The sequence below is a fragment of the Ruegeria denitrificans genome, assembly GCF_001458295.1.
GTDB lineage: Bacteria > Pseudomonadota > Alphaproteobacteria > Rhodobacterales > Rhodobacteraceae > Ruegeria > Ruegeria denitrificans.
The window spans coordinates 1-16,916 of sequence record NZ_CYUD01000003.1 but is presented as its reverse complement, the minus strand read 5'-3'; the positions used below and the strand labels follow the sequence as shown (position 1 = coordinate 16,916).

Sequence of the window (16,916 nt, the reverse complement as noted above, 5' to 3'; positions counted from 1 at the left end):
CAGGATGATCTCCTCTCTGACTAAGGTCCGCCGCCAAGAAGACGGAGGTGTGACTCTCGAGTTTGCTCTCGTCTTCCCTGCCATATTTTTCTTGGTTCTTTCGGGGTTGGAGCTTGGTTTGGTAACCCTACAACACGCGCAGCTAGAGCGTGCCGTCGACCTGACAGTGCGCGACATACGGTTGAACACCGGCGTCAATCCACAACACGATGACATCAAGGCTCTCATTTGCAGCCGCGCCAGTTTTATCAACAATTGCGAAACCAGCGTGCAGTTGGAAATGATCCGGCAGGATCCTTTTAACGCCATAACGGTACCAGCTGTCCCTGACTGCACTGACCTCTCTGAAGTGGTGCGCCCCGTGCGGACCTTCCACAACGGCCTTGAGAACGAATTGATGGTTCTGCGGGCCTGCGCCAAGATCAACCCCATGTTTCCAACATCTGCAATGGGCAAGGCATTGGTCAACGAAGAAGGCCAGTACGCCCTGACCGCTACAACTGTATTCGTGCAGGAGCCTAGTTAGTACCATGATCAAGCAACTTCTAACGCGCCGCCCGAAACAATTCCGAGCACGAGAAGAGGGCTCGATATCCCTCGAGGCTGTCCTCATTACCCCAATGCTTGTTTGGACGATCATGGCGGGATATACGTTTTTCGAAGCCTACAGGCAAAGTGCCTCGAACATCAAAGCGGCGCATACAATTGGTGATCTGATTTCTCGCGAAACCCGGGAAATCAACAGCGCCTACATAGACTCAATGGAGGAAATGTTCGGTTTGATGGTGGCAAATCAAGCCGATCTGAAAATTCGAATTTCGCTAGTTCTTTACGATGAGGCCACCAACAGCCACTCGGTGAACTGGTCTGCAATTCGCGGTGGGTTTACCGAAAAGCTGTCCGACGCTGATATTGGTCAATACAAAGATGACTTACCCCCGATGTCGGATCAGAACACGCTCATCCTGGTCGAGACATCCAACACGTTTGTCCCGCTCTTTCGCGTAGGTTTGGCCAACATCGACCTAGAAAACTTCATATTCACCCGGCCGCGCTTTGCAAACAATATAAAAGGGAACGTCTAGGCACTGAAATTTGCAGCACCCCAGGAGAGATGAAAGCTTGGTCGCAGAACCTCTCGCGCGAGGGTGTCATGACTACCTTAAATAGCAATGGAGCCGTTCTTCTGGATCGAGGGGCACGTCTCTTGAAAACTCTGACTGCAAAATGTTCTGACGTGATCGAGTGATGTGTGAAATAAATATTTGGTCTTACAGTCCGCTTTGGGCTCAAAGCAGTCTTTCGCTGCAGTCGGCTTGAACGACTGCTACACGGACTTTGCAGACGTTGGATTGCCGCGGCTCCGATGGCAACTTCCAGCCCCCAGCAGACATTCGCAACTGGACTTTGCAAATACTCGACGCCTTCAGCTCTCTTTTCCAAGTTGTTTCTGATGTAGTCCAATAGCTTCCGTCGCTTCGCAAAAAACGCATACGAAACGAGGGCAAAGACTGCCGTCCAAGCAAATGCAGCCATCGCACTATCTACTCTGCCTTCATTGGACCTAGCATCTCGGTATTGAAGAATTGCAAGCTCAATCGCCTCAGCTTGAAGCCCAGCCAGAACTTCAATAGCCATTTGTTCGTGCTCAGCATCAGCTTGGGTGGTTATTGTAACCATCTGCCCGTCAACGCGTATCATTTTCCCAAATTCGGCGTCCGAAATCTCAAGCTGAACTGAAGCTTTTGTGGATGCATCGGCGACTTGAGCGATCCGCTCCTCAATCTTTCTCGCTCGTTCGGTTGCGGGCAACGCACTTGACCCGCGTACCAAGAACAATTCTTCACCATCCACTATTACCGGCGCAATAAACTCGGGATCATCTCTCTCTTCAGTTGGTGCGAGGATTTCTTCAGACTGAGCAAACGCGACACCGCAGACGAATAGAAGTGGCAGTAACCAAAGTGTAAGAGCCCTCATGATTTTGCTCCTTCTGCGGGGATTATGTGCACATCGCGTTGCGGGAATGGTATAGATATACCTTTTTCATCAAACCTCTCTTTTGCTTGACCGGTTAGGTCCCAATAGACGGTCCAGTAGTCATCTGACTTGGACCATGGACGTGTCCGTCCGTTGAACGCGACCTAACGCGTTCGATAGAGGGTGTCTAAGTGTCCACCATTGATAGTGGACACCATGGGGGGCTCTATGAACAAGCGTAAGAAACGATTTTGGTCTGATGAAGAAAAGCGCGAGATTTGTCAGCAGGCGTCGATGGCTGGCGTTTCTGTTGCTCAAGTTGCCCGGCGCTACGCGGTGAATGCCAATCTGATTTTCAAATGGCTGAAGGACCCGCGCTTTGCCCCGGATGTGATCGACGTTGCGGCTGAGCCGGTCTTTTTGCCGGTTGAGATTGGTTCCGAAGTCTCAGGATCCGTCGATCCGGTGCCTGCCGGTTTTGAACCGGTGTCTGCACCGGCTGTCTCTGGCCGGATCGAGATTGAACTGGCGGGTGGGCACAAGATCAGCGCCGAGGGAGGGTTTGATCCCGATTTTCTGGCACGGCTTCTCAAAGGGATCCTCCATTGATCCCGGTCCCGAGCAACACACGGGTATGGTTGGCGGCGGGTGTGACGGACATGCGGCGGGGCTTCAACACGTTGGCGGCGCAGGCCGAAAAGGTTCTGGCAGAAGATCCTTACTCGGGTCATCTGTTTGTCTTCCGGGGCCGTCGCGGTGATTTACTGAAGATCATCTGGTGGGACCAACAAGGGGCGTGCCTGTTCTCCAAGCGACTTGAGAAAGGCCGGTTTGTCTGGCCTGCGGCAAAGGACGGCAAGATCAGCGTGACACCTGCCCAGTTGTCGATGTTGCTGGAAGGGATCGACTGGCGCATGCCGCATAAGACCTGGCGTCCTCTGAGCACTGGATAGGTCAATAAACACAGGTCTATGACCTCTTTCGGGATTCACCTGGCTTCGCCAATCCGGTATAGGATTAGCGATGCTGAATGACCTCAATATCGGGTCTGATGACCCTTCTGAGCTGCGCCGCGCCAATGCGCTGCTGGCGGCCGAGGTCAAGTCCCAGGCCTTGCTGATAGAGAAGCTCCAGCATCAACTGGCAGGGCACAATCGGCACCGGTTTGGTTCAAAGTCGGAGAGCCTGGATCAGCTCAATCTGACTTTCGAAGAAGAGGAACAGATTGCAGCGTCGGCCAAGGCACAGACCGATCCCGTGCCTGCTGCTGAGGAAGACAAGCCGCCCCGGCAGCACAGTCGTAAACCCTTGCCCGACCATCTGGATCGGCAGGACCAGGTCCTGTCGCCCGGCGAGCAGTGTAGCCACTGTGGCGGGTCGCTGAAGACGCTGGGCGAAGATGTGACCGAAGAACTGGAATATGTTCCGGGCCGGTTTGTCGTGAACCGTATCGTCCGGCCCCGCAAAGCCTGTGCGGACTGCGAGACGTTTGTGCAATCCCCGCTGCCCTCGCGCCCAATTGAACGCGGGCGACCGGGGCCGGGTTTGTTGGCGCATGTGCTGGTCTCAAAGTATGCGGACCATCTGCCACTCTATCGGCAATCCCAGATTTATGCCCGTGATGGAGTTGATTTGGAGCGCTCGACCCTGAGTGACTGGGTGGGCCGTTCCACTGCCTTGTTGGAGCCGCTGGCAGACGCCATCGGACGCATGGTGCGACAGGGTGATGGCATCTTTGCCGATGATACCCCGGTGAAGATGCAGGCTCCGGGCCAGAAGAAAACCAAAACCGCGCGGGTCTGGACCTATGTCCGGGATGAACGGCCATGGTCGGGCCAATCACCACCCTGCGCCTGGTATCAGTTCACCGTCGACCGGAAGGGGGAACACCCCACCAACCATCTGACGGGATACAAGGGCTGGGTCCATGCCGATGGCTATTCCGGCTTCAACGGGTTGTTCGGAGAGAGCAAGGCCCGTGAGATGGCCTGCATGGCACATGTCCGGCGCAAATTCGTTGATGTCTTTGCCGCACAGGGCTCTTCAGTCGCCGAGGAAGCCGTCCGTAGGATTGCAAAACTCTATGCCATGGAAAAAGAGGCGCGGCGAAAATCCCCTCAAGAACGTATTGCCTTGCGACAGGCCAAGGCCAAGCCCGTCTTCGACGAGTTGGAGCAATGGCTGCACGATCAATTGGCCCGCATCTCCGGCAAGTCGCCGCTGGCGAAGGCCATCCGCTATGCACTGGGTCGCCTGCCCAAAGCCCGCGCATATCTGGATCACGGCTGCCTGGAACTGGACAACAACACAGCAGAACGGGCCGTCAAACCCGTCGCCATCGGGCGCAAGAACTGGATGTTTGCCGGATCAGAGGGTGGCGGAAAAGCTATGGCCGTCGCCTTTACCCTGATCGAAACTGCCAAACTCAATGGTGTTGACCCACAAGCTTGGCTGAGCTGGGTTCTGGAACGCATTGCCGACCACAAAATCAACCGCCTCGATGAACTCATGCCCTGGCGCTACGCAGAACAATCCGCCCAACAATAACTGGGCAGGTTCACCGGACGGACACCCATGGACGGCAAAAGATGTTGACGGAGTTGTCTCCCAACTCACCCACGAAAATTTCTGGTTCTGGTGTTTTCAGACAAAGCTGGTGACGCGCAACCAAGTCTTTGAGCACTTCAATTGCTTGGGCAGCGTTGTCCGAATAGGCGATACCAAAGACCAGATCGACCCGACGTTCTTCGGATGCGCTTACGTTGGTAATGACATCCCCCCAAATCTTGCTGTTGGGAACTATAATAATCTGGTTGTCGAATGTTCTGATCTTGGTTGAAACCACCGACATCTCATCCACAAACCCAGATGAGCCGCCTACTTGGATATAGTCGCCAGTGTCGAATGGCTTGAGAACCATGATCATCAGACCGCTTGCGAGGTTTCCCAGCGTTTCCTGCAATGCAAAACCTAGGATGAACGACAAACCGCCGAGCACGGCAAAAAGCGGTGTAACGTTAACTCCGAACAAAGCTAAAACGACGAGTATACCAAGGACGAAAACGGCCCAGTACACGGCGGTGGCAATGAAGCGTTTCAGCATTCTGGAGATAGTTGGAATTTTATTCAGACCCCGTTCAGTGACCCGACGCACCATTCGAGCAATGAACATCATGGCCCAAACTGCCAATAAAACGCCCAAACCAGCCATCAGCAGGCCAACGCCCCCATCCCACGAGAACAACCACGCCCAAGCGTTCTGAAAAAGTGTTTGAAGATCGGTTGTTTTTAGGGCTCCTGTTTTCAATGCGAGAATATAGTCAGTATGGGGTTCTAGTTCTTCCGCCTTTGCGCCTTTCAGGGTCCATGCTTCGAGCACCAGGCGATAGTTGTTGAGAATGTCTGATCCAGAGTCGTTCAAGGAGGACAACTGAGATCGCAAGCTGTCTTCCCGAGTTCCGCTCGCCGACCGAAGTTGCAAGTTTACCTGCGCGACTTCTTCGAGCCGCGAGCGCACATAACTCTGCCAAGTACCAGCGATCTGGGAAAGCTCTTCCGCGGTTAAGGGAACAAGTAGGATCTCGAGATCGTCGGCAACAATCATCTCATCTACGACTGCATTTATAAGATTGCCATTCTCGACTTCCACAGCCTCTTGGTCCGCCTCAGTCTCTTGCGCGCCGGCAGGAAAAGCGCTCGCTAATGCCGTGAACCAAATGAATGACCAGATCGTCAACGTTCTCAGTGCTCGTCTCATCTATCTGTCCCCTACTTCTTTAACGGTCGAAGAGAGCACACTCAGACGCAACAAATCCAGAATTATGTTTATATTTGAATATTTCACTGTGACGAACACCACAGATCTTTGGGCCGCTGTCGATATAGAGAACCTCTCAAATTGGAGGAACCACGGTTTTGCGAACGAAACTAAAGTTTGCGTGGAGGGGTCATAGATTTGCTGTGCACGTCGAATTTAAGGCTTTGTCTATTAGACCCATTAAACCGAAAATAATGGCCTCCTGGCGACACCACTCACTTGCGTCTCCAGGAGGCAACCAGACAAGTCTGGCAAATGCGCGAGCAACAGAGGTAATACAAATTTTCTACACATTCGAATACTTGAATCTAAAAAACAACAATTCGGTGCTGTCAGACGAATTCGAACCAGTCTCAGTTTGCCGCGGAAACCGTGAACCTATCCGGAACAAAGTTGACGCCACTCGGCGAGAGCGGCGGTGCATGTCAACTTGAAGGTGTCCCGGCTGGTGAGCGATCTTTCCTGGTTGAAGTGGTTATAGACCGAGGAATGGACGGAGGCGAATTTCTGCAAACTTCGCATGCGCCTGAAACGTTGCATCGCGCGTTCGCGTCGTCGAAACGGCAGGTGCGAGTTCTCGACGCGGTTGTTGAGCCACCTTCCCGTCTTTTGTGTTTCGAGCGCGCCTAGCTCTCTGAGCGCGGCTCTGTATGAGGCGAAGCGATCCGTGACGACGTTTTCCGCTTAACCGTGCCGCTTCATCAATTTCCTGAGGAATTTCAACGCGGCCTGCTTGTTTCAGTGTTTGGTGACGATTGCTTCCAGCACTTCGCCCTCATGATCGACAGCCCGCCAGAGGTAGTGTCTCTTGCCATTCACCTTCACGAAAACCTCGTCCACGTGCCACTTCCATTTGGAGAACGCGCGCAGTTGCTGAACACGCTTCCGTCTGCTCTCAGCAGCAAACATCGGGCCAAACCTGTTCCACCAATACCGGACAGTTTCGTGACTCACATCGATGCCTCGCTCGTGCAACAAATCTTCGACATTCCGAAGCGAGAGCGGGAAACGGATGTACAGCATCACCGCCAAGCGGATAATCTCGGGACTGGTTTTGAAGTACTTGAAAGAGGCAGGTCTGGTCATGGACAAAAGCTACGCAACACCCCTACCCCGCTCAAGCAAAGTTAATCTGACAAGACCAATTTGGGGTCTTTTAGCGGCTGCAAAACACGCCCGTGTTTTTGGTTCCATTCAATCGACCATGTATACCGTTTCGCTGGTGTCTATTGCCTGTTGCGCCGCTTGCCCCATTCTGACGGCCCAGAGGCCGTCATTCAAACTCACATCCGGTTTTGCCTTTTCGCCACGAAGCACAGCCAGGAAGCCTCTATGCTGATAGTAGGTCGATCCATTGTGATCCCCGGCCGCCAATAGGTTGGCGTCCACTGGCACGTCCATTGATACGGGACCTTTGGGATTACGCGAACTTACGATCACCTGCGGAAGCGGCGGAGTTCCCAAATGATCAGGCCAGAACCGTTCGGGTCCGGGTACCAACGCCTCGATCTTAGCGTCTGGTCCGACGGCCGATATTTCTTCTTGATAGCGAGAGCCTTCGGCAAACATGCAAAGTTCCAACATCGCGCGCGCGCCCGAAGCAAAGTCTACAAGAACATAGCCATGGTCCAGAATATCCGGGGTTTCGCCACCATAACTCTCGTCCAAATGGTTCACCGCCTGTCCACCACTTGCCGTTATACGTACCGGGTCGGATTGCAATATCAGACGCATTAGGTCGAAGAAGTGGCAGCATTTTTCGACAAATGTACCACCGGTATTGCAGTTGAACCGGTTCCAGTGGCCAACCTTGTCCAAGAATGGAAAACGATGCTCGCGGATTGATAGCATTTTAATACCACCTGTAGCCTCAGCCTTCTCGATCAGAGCAGCAATAGGGGGCATGTACCGGTATTCCATCGCAACCCAAATCGGGCAGGGATAGTCGCGCTGCAACTGTTCGAGTCGGGTCACGTCTTGCGGGTCGGTGAACAATGGCTTTTCTACCAAAAGAGGTAACGGACGTGTTTCAGCGATTTCGCAAATCTGGTCCACATGAAAATGGTTTGGGCTAACAATGACGACGCAGTCCAGTTCTTCAACCGCCAGAAGCTCTTGCACGGAACCAACCATGGCGGCAGTTGGCGCAATTGCCTTGGCGACTTTTGCCATCTCTGGATCGGGCTCAAAGATCGCTGCCACATTAGTACCTTCCAGCAATCCTATATTGTGCAGGTGCTCTTGCCCCATCATGCCGCATCCAATCAGCCCGTAATTGATGGTCCGGGTCATGTGCGATTCCTTTTACTTCAAACGTTGTACGTAGTTGGCCCGATCTGGGTCGAACCATGTTTTTGAGAATTCAACGGGTTCGGCGTTTGCCGACCAGCTGAACCGCTCGATATAACCTACCGCTTGGCCCGCTGGTTTGGTGAAGTCAGGAGGTGTCCAGTCCGGTAGCGGCCGGACAGAGACTCTGTCTTCGGCTCTTGCGATCCAAAAGCCCAATTGGCGCTGATAATAGCGATAGAGTGAGTCGGACAGTAGACTCTGGTCGACTAGGCCCGCTGATTCGTCTAGCCAAATTTCTTCGACAGCGATGATTGTTTCATTCAGGTAGCGCATCCGCCGCACGCGCGAACCGGCATCAGAAGCACCGAATTTAGGCAGATCGATTGGCTTTTTCAGATGGTCAACTGACAGGATATCCGCACGTGGCAGGCCACCCCCTTCAGGTAGTTCCAGCCGGAACATTGCATACACGCTATTTTGTGTGCCGGTCTCGCGGATGTAGTTTCCTGAGCCTTGGACACGCTCCAACATCCCCTTTTTTTCAAGCTCAGCGAGCGATTTTCGAAGCGTTCCAACCGAGACATTCAACTCCGCCGCCATCTCGCGCTCTGGCGGCAAACGCTCGCCATCAATAAGGCGCCCAGCCTCGATGTCGCGGATCAGAAGTTCCGCGATCTGAATATATACCGGCAGGGCATTTGGGTTTCGGTTGGATGCAGGCACGGTAGACGCTTCACTCGGTCGCAGGAAAAATTGATACACTATTGATCTACATCAAAGCGATTGCTACGCAAGAGGAAAGTCAAAGATGTACGGAGCGTGAATCAAATGAGCATCGTCCCCATCACATCCCCCGATCTGGATGCGGCCGAAGTTTCTTGGTTCGCCGCGCTGTGTTCCGATGATTACCAGTTCCTTGGCATTCCCGATGGCAACCTGCGGTCGAGTTGGGAGCATTGTTCGAGCATTGTGAAAGAGGCTGAAGCGCAGGGGTTCGGCAACATCCTTTGCCCGTCCTCTTACCAAGTTGGTCAGGACACGCTTAGCTTTGTCGCGGGCTGCGCTCCAATCACCGACCGGATCAACCTGCTGGCCGCCGTACGCTGCGGTGAGATGCAGCCGATCATGCTGGCCCGCACCATTGCAACGCTGGATCACATGCTGAAGGGGCGTTTGACGGTCAATATAATCTCATCCGATTTTCCGGGTGAGAAAGCCGACAGCGCGTTTCGCTATCAGCGCTCTCGCGAAGTGGTAGAGATCCTGAAACAGGCTTGGACGCAGGATGAGATCAATCATGTAGGCGAGGTCTATAACTTCTCAGGCCTGACCACTGATCCGGCCAAGCCATACCAGACTGGAGGGCCGCTACTCTATTTCGGCGGCTATTCTCCCTCCGCGCTGGAACTATGTGGCGAGCATTGTGACGTCTACCTGATGTGGCCCGAAACCAAGGACCAACTGGCTGAACGCATGAAGGCCGTTCACGCGGTCGCCGAGAATTACAAGCGCACGCTGGACTATGGCCTGCGCGTCCACATGATCGTTCGCGACACTGAGGCTGAGGCGCAGGAGTACGCGGATTACCTCGTCTCGAAGCTAGACGACGAGTACGGTCGCGCCATCCGCGAACGGGCGCTGGATTCGACCTCGCTGGGCGTCGCGCATCAGGCCAAAAACCGCGACCTGGCAGATGATTACGGCTATGTCGAACCGGGTCTCTGGACCGGCGTTGGCCGTGCGCGTTCGGGATGTGGCGCAGCGCTGATCGGTTCGACCGATCAGGTTATGTCCAAGATCGAAGAATATCAGAAGATGGGCATCCGTGCCTTCATCTTCTCGGGCTACCCCCACATGGACGAAGCTCGCCATTTCGGCAGCCGTGTTCTGCCGAACTTGAAAACCTGCTCCCTTCCCGAAGCTTACGGAAGGGTTCCTTCAAATACCCCGGCAACACCGCTGGGCAACGGAGTTCGTCGCTGATGCAACGTGTTAAACTATCTGACTCGCTGGAAATGAGCCGCCTTGTCTATGGCATGTGGCGCTTGGGCGACGACACAGACACATCGGCGGCTCATGTCGAAGCCAAAATCCAGGCCTGTCTGGATCAGGGTATCACCACCTTCGATCAGGCTGACATCTATGGGGGCTACGAGGCTGAGGCTGTTCTGGGCGCGGCCCTGCGCATCAACCCAAGCCTGCGCCAAAAGATGGAGATCGTCACCAAATGTGACATCATCGCGCCGGTTGGCCGTTACGCGGATGCGAAAGTAAAATACTACGACACCTCGCGCGCGCACATTCTGAAATCGGTCGACACGTCGCTGTCCGAAATGGCGATTGACCATATCGATCTGCTTCTGATCCACCGTCCCGATCCCATGATGGACCACCATGATACTGGAGCTGCTCTGGACGAGGTCGTGGCCAGCGGCAAGGTCGGCGCGGTCGGCGTGTCGAACTTTCGGCCGTGGGATTGGTCTCTGCTGCAATCGGCGATGAATACGCCGCTGGTCACCAACCAGATCGAGGTTTCACTGGGTGAGATCAGCCCCTTCACAAACGGCGATCTGGCATTTCACCAGCAACACGGCCACCCACTGATGGCGTGGTCTCCGTTGGGTGGCGGTTTGTTGATGGCCGGAAACCCGCCTGTGGGCGTTGCCGCGGATGAAATCGCAGCCGAGTTCGGCGTGGATCGTGCCGCAGTTGCCGTGGCCTTTCTGCTGGCCCATCCGGCCAACATCCTGCCGGTTCTGGGCACCAACAATCTGGACCGGATCAAACGCGCCTCGGACGCGTTGAAAGTCAAACTGGATCGCGAAAGTTGGTACCACCTGTATGAGGCAGCGCTGGGGCATGAGGTACCATGATGAACGAAATCTCAAAGGACATGACCCACACCTTCGTTCCGCACAAGGACGACACCCGCACCCTGCGCGACGCCTTCGGTCGCTTTGCGACCGGTGTCACCATCGTCACCTGCGATAGTGCGGATGGCTCGGTCTGCATTACGGCCAACAGCTTTTCGTCCCTGTCATTGGACCCGCCCTTGATCATGTGGGCGGGCGACCGCAACTCGCGCCGTTTCCCCTATTTCCGCAAGGCCCGCCACTTCAGCGTGCATGTTCTGTCCTGGGAACAAGCCGAGCTGTGCTTCGGCTGCTCGAAAGACGCCTTTGCGCTGCGCGACATCGCGCATGAGCGGTGCGAAAACGGAACGCCGATCCTACCGAACTGTCTGGCGCGGTTCGAATGCGAACAGCACGCGTATCACGATGCAGGCGATCACGTTATTGTGGTGGGAAAGGTTCTCAAGGCCAGCATGGCGGATGGGGACGCGCTGACCTTTTACGCCGGGAAACTCGGCCAATTCGCGCAGCACTAAGCGCGATTTGACGACCGCGGGACATACCTGCGGCTGAACAAGGGAGGATCCGCATGGGCGGACTGGCATCGGCGCTTGCGCCGATTGCATTCGTGAACGAAACCGTGCTGCGTCTGGGCCGCGCGGTTGGTGTCGTTGCGATTGCACTCATGGTGATCGCAATCCTGATTCAGGTGTTCTTTCGGTATGTGCTGGGCAATGCTCTGCCATGGCCGGATGAGGCTGCGCGGTTCTGCATGCTCTGGATGACCGGCCTGATGGCACCCACTGCCTTTCGCCGCGGCGGCTTTGTGGCCATCGACATGCTGGAGCGCTTTTTGCCACGCTCAATCGGTCAGACGCTCAACCTGTTCCTTTTGCTGATCTCGCTGGCTGTCTTGCTGGTTGCGGTCAAAATCGGCTGGTCCGAGGTCACTGGTTTTGGCGGCAAATTTGCCACCGCAGCGCTATACGTGCCCACTTCATTCGGGTTCGACGAATGGTATCGAATACCACGCAGTTGGATGATGGCCTCGTTGCTGGTGGGGATCGTCCTTCTGATCACGGTGAATATCGAGTTGATCCTGCGATCATTCCTCACTCTGCTGGGCGGGGGTCACCTGTTGCCCGAAATTCCTGATGCGGCAGTAGGAGCCGAATAAATGCTGATCTGGTTCCTGCCCACCTTCCTGATTTTCCTGCTGATCGGCCTTCCGGTCTTTTTCGCGCTTCTGGCAGCGCCCGGCATCCTGCTGTGGCTGAACGGGCAGACCAACGACATCACGCTGCTCTATCGCAATGTCTATAACGGCATGGACAGCTTCCCGCTGATGGCGATCCCATTCTTCATGCTGGCGGGGGAGCTGATGAACCGCGGCGGCATCACCATCCGCCTCGTCGAATTTTCTCAAGCGCTGATGGGCCACCTGCGCGGTGGTCTGGCGCATGTGAACGTCCTCAGTTCGATCCTGTTCGCGGGCCTGTCGGGGTCCGCCGTGGCGGACACTTCGGCGCTTGGGTCCATGCTGATCCCGGCGATGGAGAAACAGGGCTATTCCCGCAAATTCGCCGCTGCGATCACAGCGGCGAGTTCTGTGATCGGCCCGATCATCCCACCTTCGGGCATCATGATCATCTACGCCTATGTCATGGGCGAAAGCGTCGCCGCCCTGTTCCTTGCAGGTATCGTGCCCGGAGTGATGGTCGGCGTTGGCTTGATGCTGATGATCAAACTCATGGCCGACCGTTATGACTTCCCTGTAGCCAGCCGTAAATACACATGGCCCGAACGACGTCAGGCCAGCCTGAAAGCCTTCTTTCCACTGATGACCCCGGTGATCATTCTGGGGGGCATTCTGGGCGGCATTTTCACGCCAACAGAGGCTGCAGCCGTCGCCGTTGGCTATGCATTCATTATCGGCTTCTTCGTCCTGCGCACATTGACGTGGAAAGAGGTGCCAGAAGTTCTCAGCAACGCTGGCATGACGTCGGCGGTCGTCCTGCTGCTGGTCGGTGCTGCGATGGCGTTCAAAACTGTGGTCAGCCTTAGCCATGCGCCCGAGCAACTGGCTTCGCTGATCCTCAGCCTGTCGGAAAACCCGCTGATCCTGCTGTTCCTGATCAACCTGCTGCTGTTCATCGTCGGCATGTTTCTGGACGCAGGCCCCGCGATCATCATCCTCGGCCCGATCCTCGGCCCGATCTTCACCAGCCTTGGCGTCGATCCGATCCATTTCGCCATCATCATGAGCGTCAACCTGACCGTCGGCCTCGCCACCCCGCCCATGGGGCTGGTTCTATTTGTCGCTGCCGCCGTATCGCGCGAACGGGTCGAAACCATCGCCAAGGCGATCCTGCCGTTTCTGGCCGTCGAAATCATAGTGATCTTCCTGATCACCTATATCCCCGCACTATCCATGACGATCCCGAGGATAACGGGATTTGCCAACTAACTCAGTTCCACAGGGAGGAAACGCATGCTCAGAGATTTCATCAAAACCGCGGCGGTGGTCACATCGCTTGTGACCGCGTCCACCATGGCGGCCACGGCCGCTGATTACACGCTGCGAGCCACCGCGAACTCGAACGAAAATGACGAGGATTATGACGGCCTGATTGTCTTCAAGAACTATGTCGAGGCCGCCTCAAACGGTGCGATCGAGGTCGAGCTGTTCATCGGTACCCAACTGTGTTCGAATGGCGCGGAATGCCTGCAAGGCGTGGCCGATGGCACCATCGACATCTATATTTCCACCTCGGGCGGAGCCTCGGGCATCTTTCCTTATGTGCAGGTTTTGGACCTGCCCTATCTGATGGCCGATGACCGCATTGCCGAGCATGTGCTGTCCGGCGATTTCACCCGCACCATGCGCGATATGGCACTGGAAGATTCCGGTGGCGCGATCCGCCTGATGACCATCGGCAATACCGGAGGCTGGCGCAACTTTGCCAATACGCAGCGCCGGATTGCGGAACCTGCCGATATGGACGGGCTGAAAATCCGCACCGTTGTGGCCGACTTGCCGCAGGAGCTGGTGAAGGCACTTGGCGCATCGCCCACTCCGATCCCCTGGCCGGAACTGTTCACCAGCTTCCAGACCGGTGTTGTTGAAGGGTCCAAGAATGGCATCACCGACATCATGGGCATGAAGTTCCCGGATGCGGGTCTGCAATATGTCACGTTGGACGGGCACGCCTATATGGGCGCGCTGTGGTGGATGAACAACGCCAAGTTCCAAGAGATGCCGGAGGACATGCGCCGGGTCGTTGTAGATGGGTTCTATGCGCTGCAGCAGGCCACCTTTGCTTCACCCAAGCGCAAGTCGATTCAGGCCTATGAGGATTTCGTTGCTGGCGGCGGCGATCTCTACGTACTGACGCCCGACCAGAAGGCTGCGTTCAAAGAAGCTGCTACCCCTGTCTATGACTGGTTCCAGTCCAACGTAGCCCGAGGCGATGAAATCTTTGTGGCGTTGACCGACGCGGTCGCAGCAGCCGAGGCGGACGTAAATGCGTCACGCGATGCGGACCTGAACTAAGCTCTGGGGGTCGGGTGTTCGGCCCGGCCCCTACCGAAACGGGTACATCCACGCTTTGTAGTCGTTCACCAACACATGCGCTTTTTCAATCTGCTCCCACGTCATTTTCTTGACCACTTCCTCAAGGCTGATTGCCGCATCGGGGTCGCCGCCGATGGCGCTGAGCGTATACCACATGTAAGCCCGCACCAGATCGGGCGCGGGCATGCCCAGGCCCAATTCATAATACCAGCCAACTCCCGACTGAGCCCCAGGATGTCCCTTCATCGAGGCGCGCAGATACCATTCAAAGGCCCGCTCGTAGTCCTGCTCGACCCCGAGACCCAGCCCGTACATCACGCCGATCAACTCCTCAGCCTCGGCATTGCCCGAGCGCGCGGCTGGAAGAAGCTCCTCGCGCGCGGCTTCAAACTGTCCGGCTTCCATCATGTCGCGCGCTTGCTCCAGTTCCGCCAGAGCCGGAGACGCAAATACGCAAAGGGCGAAAACAAGCTGACGCATGGGTTGGTTGCTCTCTTCTGGGTTGGGGCCGCTGCGGCACAGGATTTGCCGCGCCCGCTCACCGATGATGACTTTATCCCATTTGATATGGAACAGGCTGCCGTTGGTCATCAACTGTTTTACGACCCGATACTGTCGGGCAACCAGAACATCAGCTGCGCCCATTGCCACCACCCGGATTTTGGCACCTCGGATGGGTTGTCACTGGGCATAGGAGAAGGTGGGCAGGGTTTGGGGCCGGACCGCACCCCCGGCACCGGGGCAGACAGAATACGCAAACGCATCCCTCGCAATTCTCCGGGCCTGTGGAACCTTGGGGCGAAGGAAATTCACACCGTCTTTCATGACGGCAGGCTGAGCATTTCAGACGTCTACGGCAACGGCTTCAACTCCCCAGCGCAGGAGTGGTTGCCCGAGGGCCTGAATTCCCTGCTGGCGGCGCAGGCTTTGTTTCCCCTGACCTCACAATTCGAGATGGCGGGCAATGTGGCCGAGAATGAGGTCACAGGCGCGGTGCATGATCGTATAGACAAAGGCTGGCCGATTCTGGCGAAACGCGTCCGCACCGATCCACTCTATGGTCCGGCCATCGTCGCCGCCTTTGATGAGGTCGAGACGACCGAAGACATCACGATCACGCAAGTCGCCAATGCTCTGGCGGCTTTCATGGCGATAGAGTGGCGTAGCACCGACAGCCCGTTTGACCACTACCTCGCGGGTGACACGAATGCCCTTTCATCGGAACAATTGGATGGGATGAAGCTATTCTACGGCAAAGCCCGCTGCTCCACCTGCCACGCCGGACCTCTCATGTCAGATCAGAAGTTCCATGCCTTGGGTTTGCCGCCCTTTGGGCCGGGCCGCACCCGGCAGTGGGATCCCTTTGTCCGGGATGTAGGCCGCATGGGTGAAAGCAACCGCCTAGAGGATGCTTATAGGTTCCGCACCCCTATGTTGCGCAACGTTGCCCTGACCGCGCCTTATGGTCACAATGGCGCCTTCCCCGATCTTGAAAGCGTCATTCGCCATCATTTAAATCCGCGGGCAAGCCTAGACAAATGGAGTCCTGAAATGGCTGCGCTGCCCGAGGTGCAATGGTTGCAAAAAACCGATTTATTGGTTTGGGAAGACCGTTATGAAATGGAGCGTCAACGCGAAAAGAATGACATTGTCCCGATCCAACTCACGGATTTAGAAATTCAAAACCTGATTGCGTTTCTGCGTTCGTTGACAGGTATCAGCGTAGGTTCATTAAAGTTCGGGGTACCGAAAGAATTTATTCCTTAGCTATCCCTCAGTTCGGCGAAGTGATTTTAGAGGGAGCGAGTCCTACCGACCTTCTTGTCTCTCCCTTCTGAGGAGATCTTGAATGAAATGATCTGCAGAAAAAAAGACCCCATAGAGCGGCGCGAAACAAAAATTCAGGCAACTGAAACGATACCAAACCAATTTAGTCTGACAAGACCGGCATCGGATTCTGAGGCACCTTTCTTGAGAGTGGCATATTTCCGGTACTAGGTAACTTCAATCCCGACCACACGTCATTTTCGCCGCCCTGGAATACGATAGAGCCACCAACAATGCTGCTATCCGCGCTTGCTGATGTATCAGGGATCGCTCACGAAGACATTCTGGCAGGATGCTCTTGTCGCACTTTTCCTATATCTCAATCTTGTACACCATTTGCATCGGGGCAAGTCTCGGCAGTTAGCTGTTGTGGGACCAACTCATCGGGGTGGGCGGGCGTGTCCGAATGGGCCTCGGAAGCGTAGAATTTCACCTTGCAGAGCCCAGGTTTCAAATGTCGGTATTGTCCGCTTAGCAGAAATCTAGTGGAATTAACCGAACGTCCGCGTTGAGCCCATAGCGGATGAGGTGGGTGGCTCCTGCTCCACCGGCATCGAATGTGCCAAAGTGCAGT

General features: G+C 55.5%; 17 protein-coding genes and 2 pseudogenes. 12 read left to right on the top strand and 7 right to left on the bottom strand.

The window, feature by feature from the left end:
• The first annotated feature begins 4 nt into the window (after nt 1–4).
• On the top strand, nt 5–526 hold the full coding sequence (locus tag RUE5091_RS04860; RefSeq protein ID WP_243470714.1) for a TadE/TadG family type IV pilus assembly protein: 522 nt from the start codon (nt 5–7) through the stop codon (nt 524–526).
• A 4-nt stretch (nt 527–530) separates the two neighbouring features.
• Nucleotides 531–1,085: a pilus assembly protein gene (locus RUE5091_RS04855; protein WP_131726273.1), complete on the top strand. Its 555-nt coding sequence runs from the start codon at nt 531–533 to the stop codon at nt 1,083–1,085.
• On the opposite strand, the gene RUE5091_RS23395 is transcribed toward RUE5091_RS04855, so the two are convergent.
• Together RUE5091_RS23395 and RUE5091_RS23840 are read right to left on the bottom strand one after the other, a co-directional pair.
• Nucleotides 1,042–1,980, bottom strand: a complete 939-nt coding sequence (locus RUE5091_RS23395; protein WP_058280781.1) for a DUF8459 domain-containing protein — start codon at nt 1,978–1,980, stop codon at nt 1,042–1,044. The genes RUE5091_RS04855 and RUE5091_RS23395 overlap by 44 nt on opposite strands.
• Nucleotides 1,977–2,117, bottom strand: a pseudogene (locus RUE5091_RS23840) (mechanosensitive ion channel family protein); the annotation flags it as partial. The gene RUE5091_RS23395 and the pseudogene RUE5091_RS23840, both read right to left, overlap by 4 nt.
• Nucleotides 2,118–2,208: 91 nt before the next feature.
• Between RUE5091_RS23840 and tnpA the strand changes: the two are divergent.
• The 3 genes from tnpA (at nt 2,209) to tnpC (ending at nt 4,527) form a co-directional block, all read left to right on the top strand.
• On the top strand, nt 2,209–2,589 hold the full coding sequence (gene tnpA / locus RUE5091_RS04845; protein ID WP_058280780.1) for an IS66-like element accessory protein TnpA: 381 nt from the start codon (nt 2,209–2,211) through the stop codon (nt 2,587–2,589).
• On the top strand, nt 2,586–2,933 hold the full coding sequence (tnpB, locus tag RUE5091_RS04840; RefSeq protein WP_058280779.1) for an IS66 family insertion sequence element accessory protein TnpB: 348 nt from the start codon (nt 2,586–2,588) through the stop codon (nt 2,931–2,933). Before tnpA ends, tnpB begins: the two co-directional genes overlap by 4 nt.
• A 70-nt stretch (nt 2,934–3,003) precedes the next feature.
• Complete coding sequence (gene tnpC, locus RUE5091_RS04835; protein WP_058280778.1) at nt 3,004–4,527, top strand: IS66 family transposase; 1,524 nt, start codon at nt 3,004–3,006, stop codon at nt 4,525–4,527.
• A gap of 10 nt (nt 4,528–4,537) precedes the next feature.
• Here the strand turns inward: tnpC and RUE5091_RS04830 are convergent, their stop codons facing one another.
• The 4 genes and pseudogenes from RUE5091_RS04830 to RUE5091_RS04815 all read right to left on the bottom strand — a co-directional run bounded on the left by RUE5091_RS04830 (nt 4,538) and on the right by RUE5091_RS04815 (nt 8,812).
• Nucleotides 4,538–5,737: a mechanosensitive ion channel family protein gene (locus tag RUE5091_RS04830; RefSeq protein WP_082643549.1), complete on the bottom strand. Its 1,200-nt coding sequence runs from the start codon at nt 5,735–5,737 to the stop codon at nt 4,538–4,540.
• A 438-nt stretch (nt 5,738–6,175) separates the two neighbouring features.
• Nucleotides 6,176–6,883: pseudogene (locus RUE5091_RS04825) on the bottom strand (IS6 family transposase).
• A 108-nt stretch (nt 6,884–6,991) separates the two neighbouring features.
• On the bottom strand, nt 6,992–8,089 hold the full coding sequence (locus RUE5091_RS04820; RefSeq protein WP_058280777.1) for a Gfo/Idh/MocA family protein: 1,098 nt from the start codon (nt 8,087–8,089) through the stop codon (nt 6,992–6,994).
• Nucleotides 8,090–8,101: 12 nt separating this feature from the next.
• The gene (locus tag RUE5091_RS04815) at nt 8,102–8,812 is read right to left on the bottom strand and encodes a GntR family transcriptional regulator (protein ID WP_058280776.1); all 711 of its coding nucleotides are present in this window, start codon (nt 8,810–8,812) and stop codon (nt 8,102–8,104) included.
• Between the two features lie 105 nt (nt 8,813–8,917).
• On the opposite strand from RUE5091_RS04815, the gene RUE5091_RS04810 reads away from it, so the two are divergent.
• The 6 genes from RUE5091_RS04810 to RUE5091_RS04785 are packed head-to-tail and all read left to right on the top strand — an operon-like array spanning nt 8,918 to nt 14,494.
• Nucleotides 8,918–10,072 carry an LLM class flavin-dependent oxidoreductase gene (locus RUE5091_RS04810; RefSeq protein WP_058281088.1) on the top strand — a complete coding sequence of 385 codons (1,155 nt, stop codon included), beginning with the start codon at nt 8,918–8,920 and terminating at the stop codon, nt 10,070–10,072.
• Complete coding sequence (locus tag RUE5091_RS04805; RefSeq protein WP_058280775.1) at nt 10,072–10,962, top strand: aldo/keto reductase; 891 nt, start codon at nt 10,072–10,074, stop codon at nt 10,960–10,962. Before RUE5091_RS04810 ends, RUE5091_RS04805 begins: the two co-directional genes overlap by 1 nt.
• Nucleotides 10,962–11,477: a flavin reductase family protein gene (locus tag RUE5091_RS04800; protein ID WP_058281087.1), complete on the top strand. Its 516-nt coding sequence runs from the start codon at nt 10,962–10,964 to the stop codon at nt 11,475–11,477. The genes RUE5091_RS04805 and RUE5091_RS04800 overlap by 1 nt, the downstream gene beginning before the upstream one ends.
• 53 nt (nt 11,478–11,530) lie before the next feature.
• Nucleotides 11,531–12,118: a TRAP transporter small permease gene (locus tag RUE5091_RS04795; protein WP_058280774.1), complete on the top strand. Its 588-nt coding sequence runs from the start codon at nt 11,531–11,533 to the stop codon at nt 12,116–12,118.
• Complete coding sequence (locus RUE5091_RS04790) at nt 12,119–13,408, top strand: TRAP transporter large permease (protein WP_058280773.1); 1,290 nt, start codon at nt 12,119–12,121, stop codon at nt 13,406–13,408.
• Nucleotides 13,409–13,432: 24 nt separating this feature from the next.
• Complete coding sequence (locus RUE5091_RS04785) at nt 13,433–14,494, top strand: TRAP transporter substrate-binding protein (protein WP_058280772.1); 1,062 nt, start codon at nt 13,433–13,435, stop codon at nt 14,492–14,494.
• Between the two features lie 30 nt (nt 14,495–14,524).
• Here RUE5091_RS04785 and RUE5091_RS04780 read toward each other — a convergent pair whose 3' ends face one another.
• Nucleotides 14,525–14,995 carry a tetratricopeptide repeat protein gene (locus RUE5091_RS04780; protein ID WP_058280771.1) on the bottom strand — a complete coding sequence of 157 codons (471 nt, stop codon included), beginning with the start codon at nt 14,993–14,995 and terminating at the stop codon, nt 14,525–14,527.
• Nucleotides 14,996–14,998: 3 nt separating this feature from the next.
• Between RUE5091_RS04780 and RUE5091_RS04775 the strand changes: the two genes are divergently transcribed.
• On the top strand, nt 14,999–16,282 hold the full coding sequence (locus RUE5091_RS04775; protein ID WP_082643548.1) for a cytochrome-c peroxidase: 1,284 nt from the start codon (nt 14,999–15,001) through the stop codon (nt 16,280–16,282).
• Nucleotides 16,283–16,916: the final 634 nt, after the last annotated feature.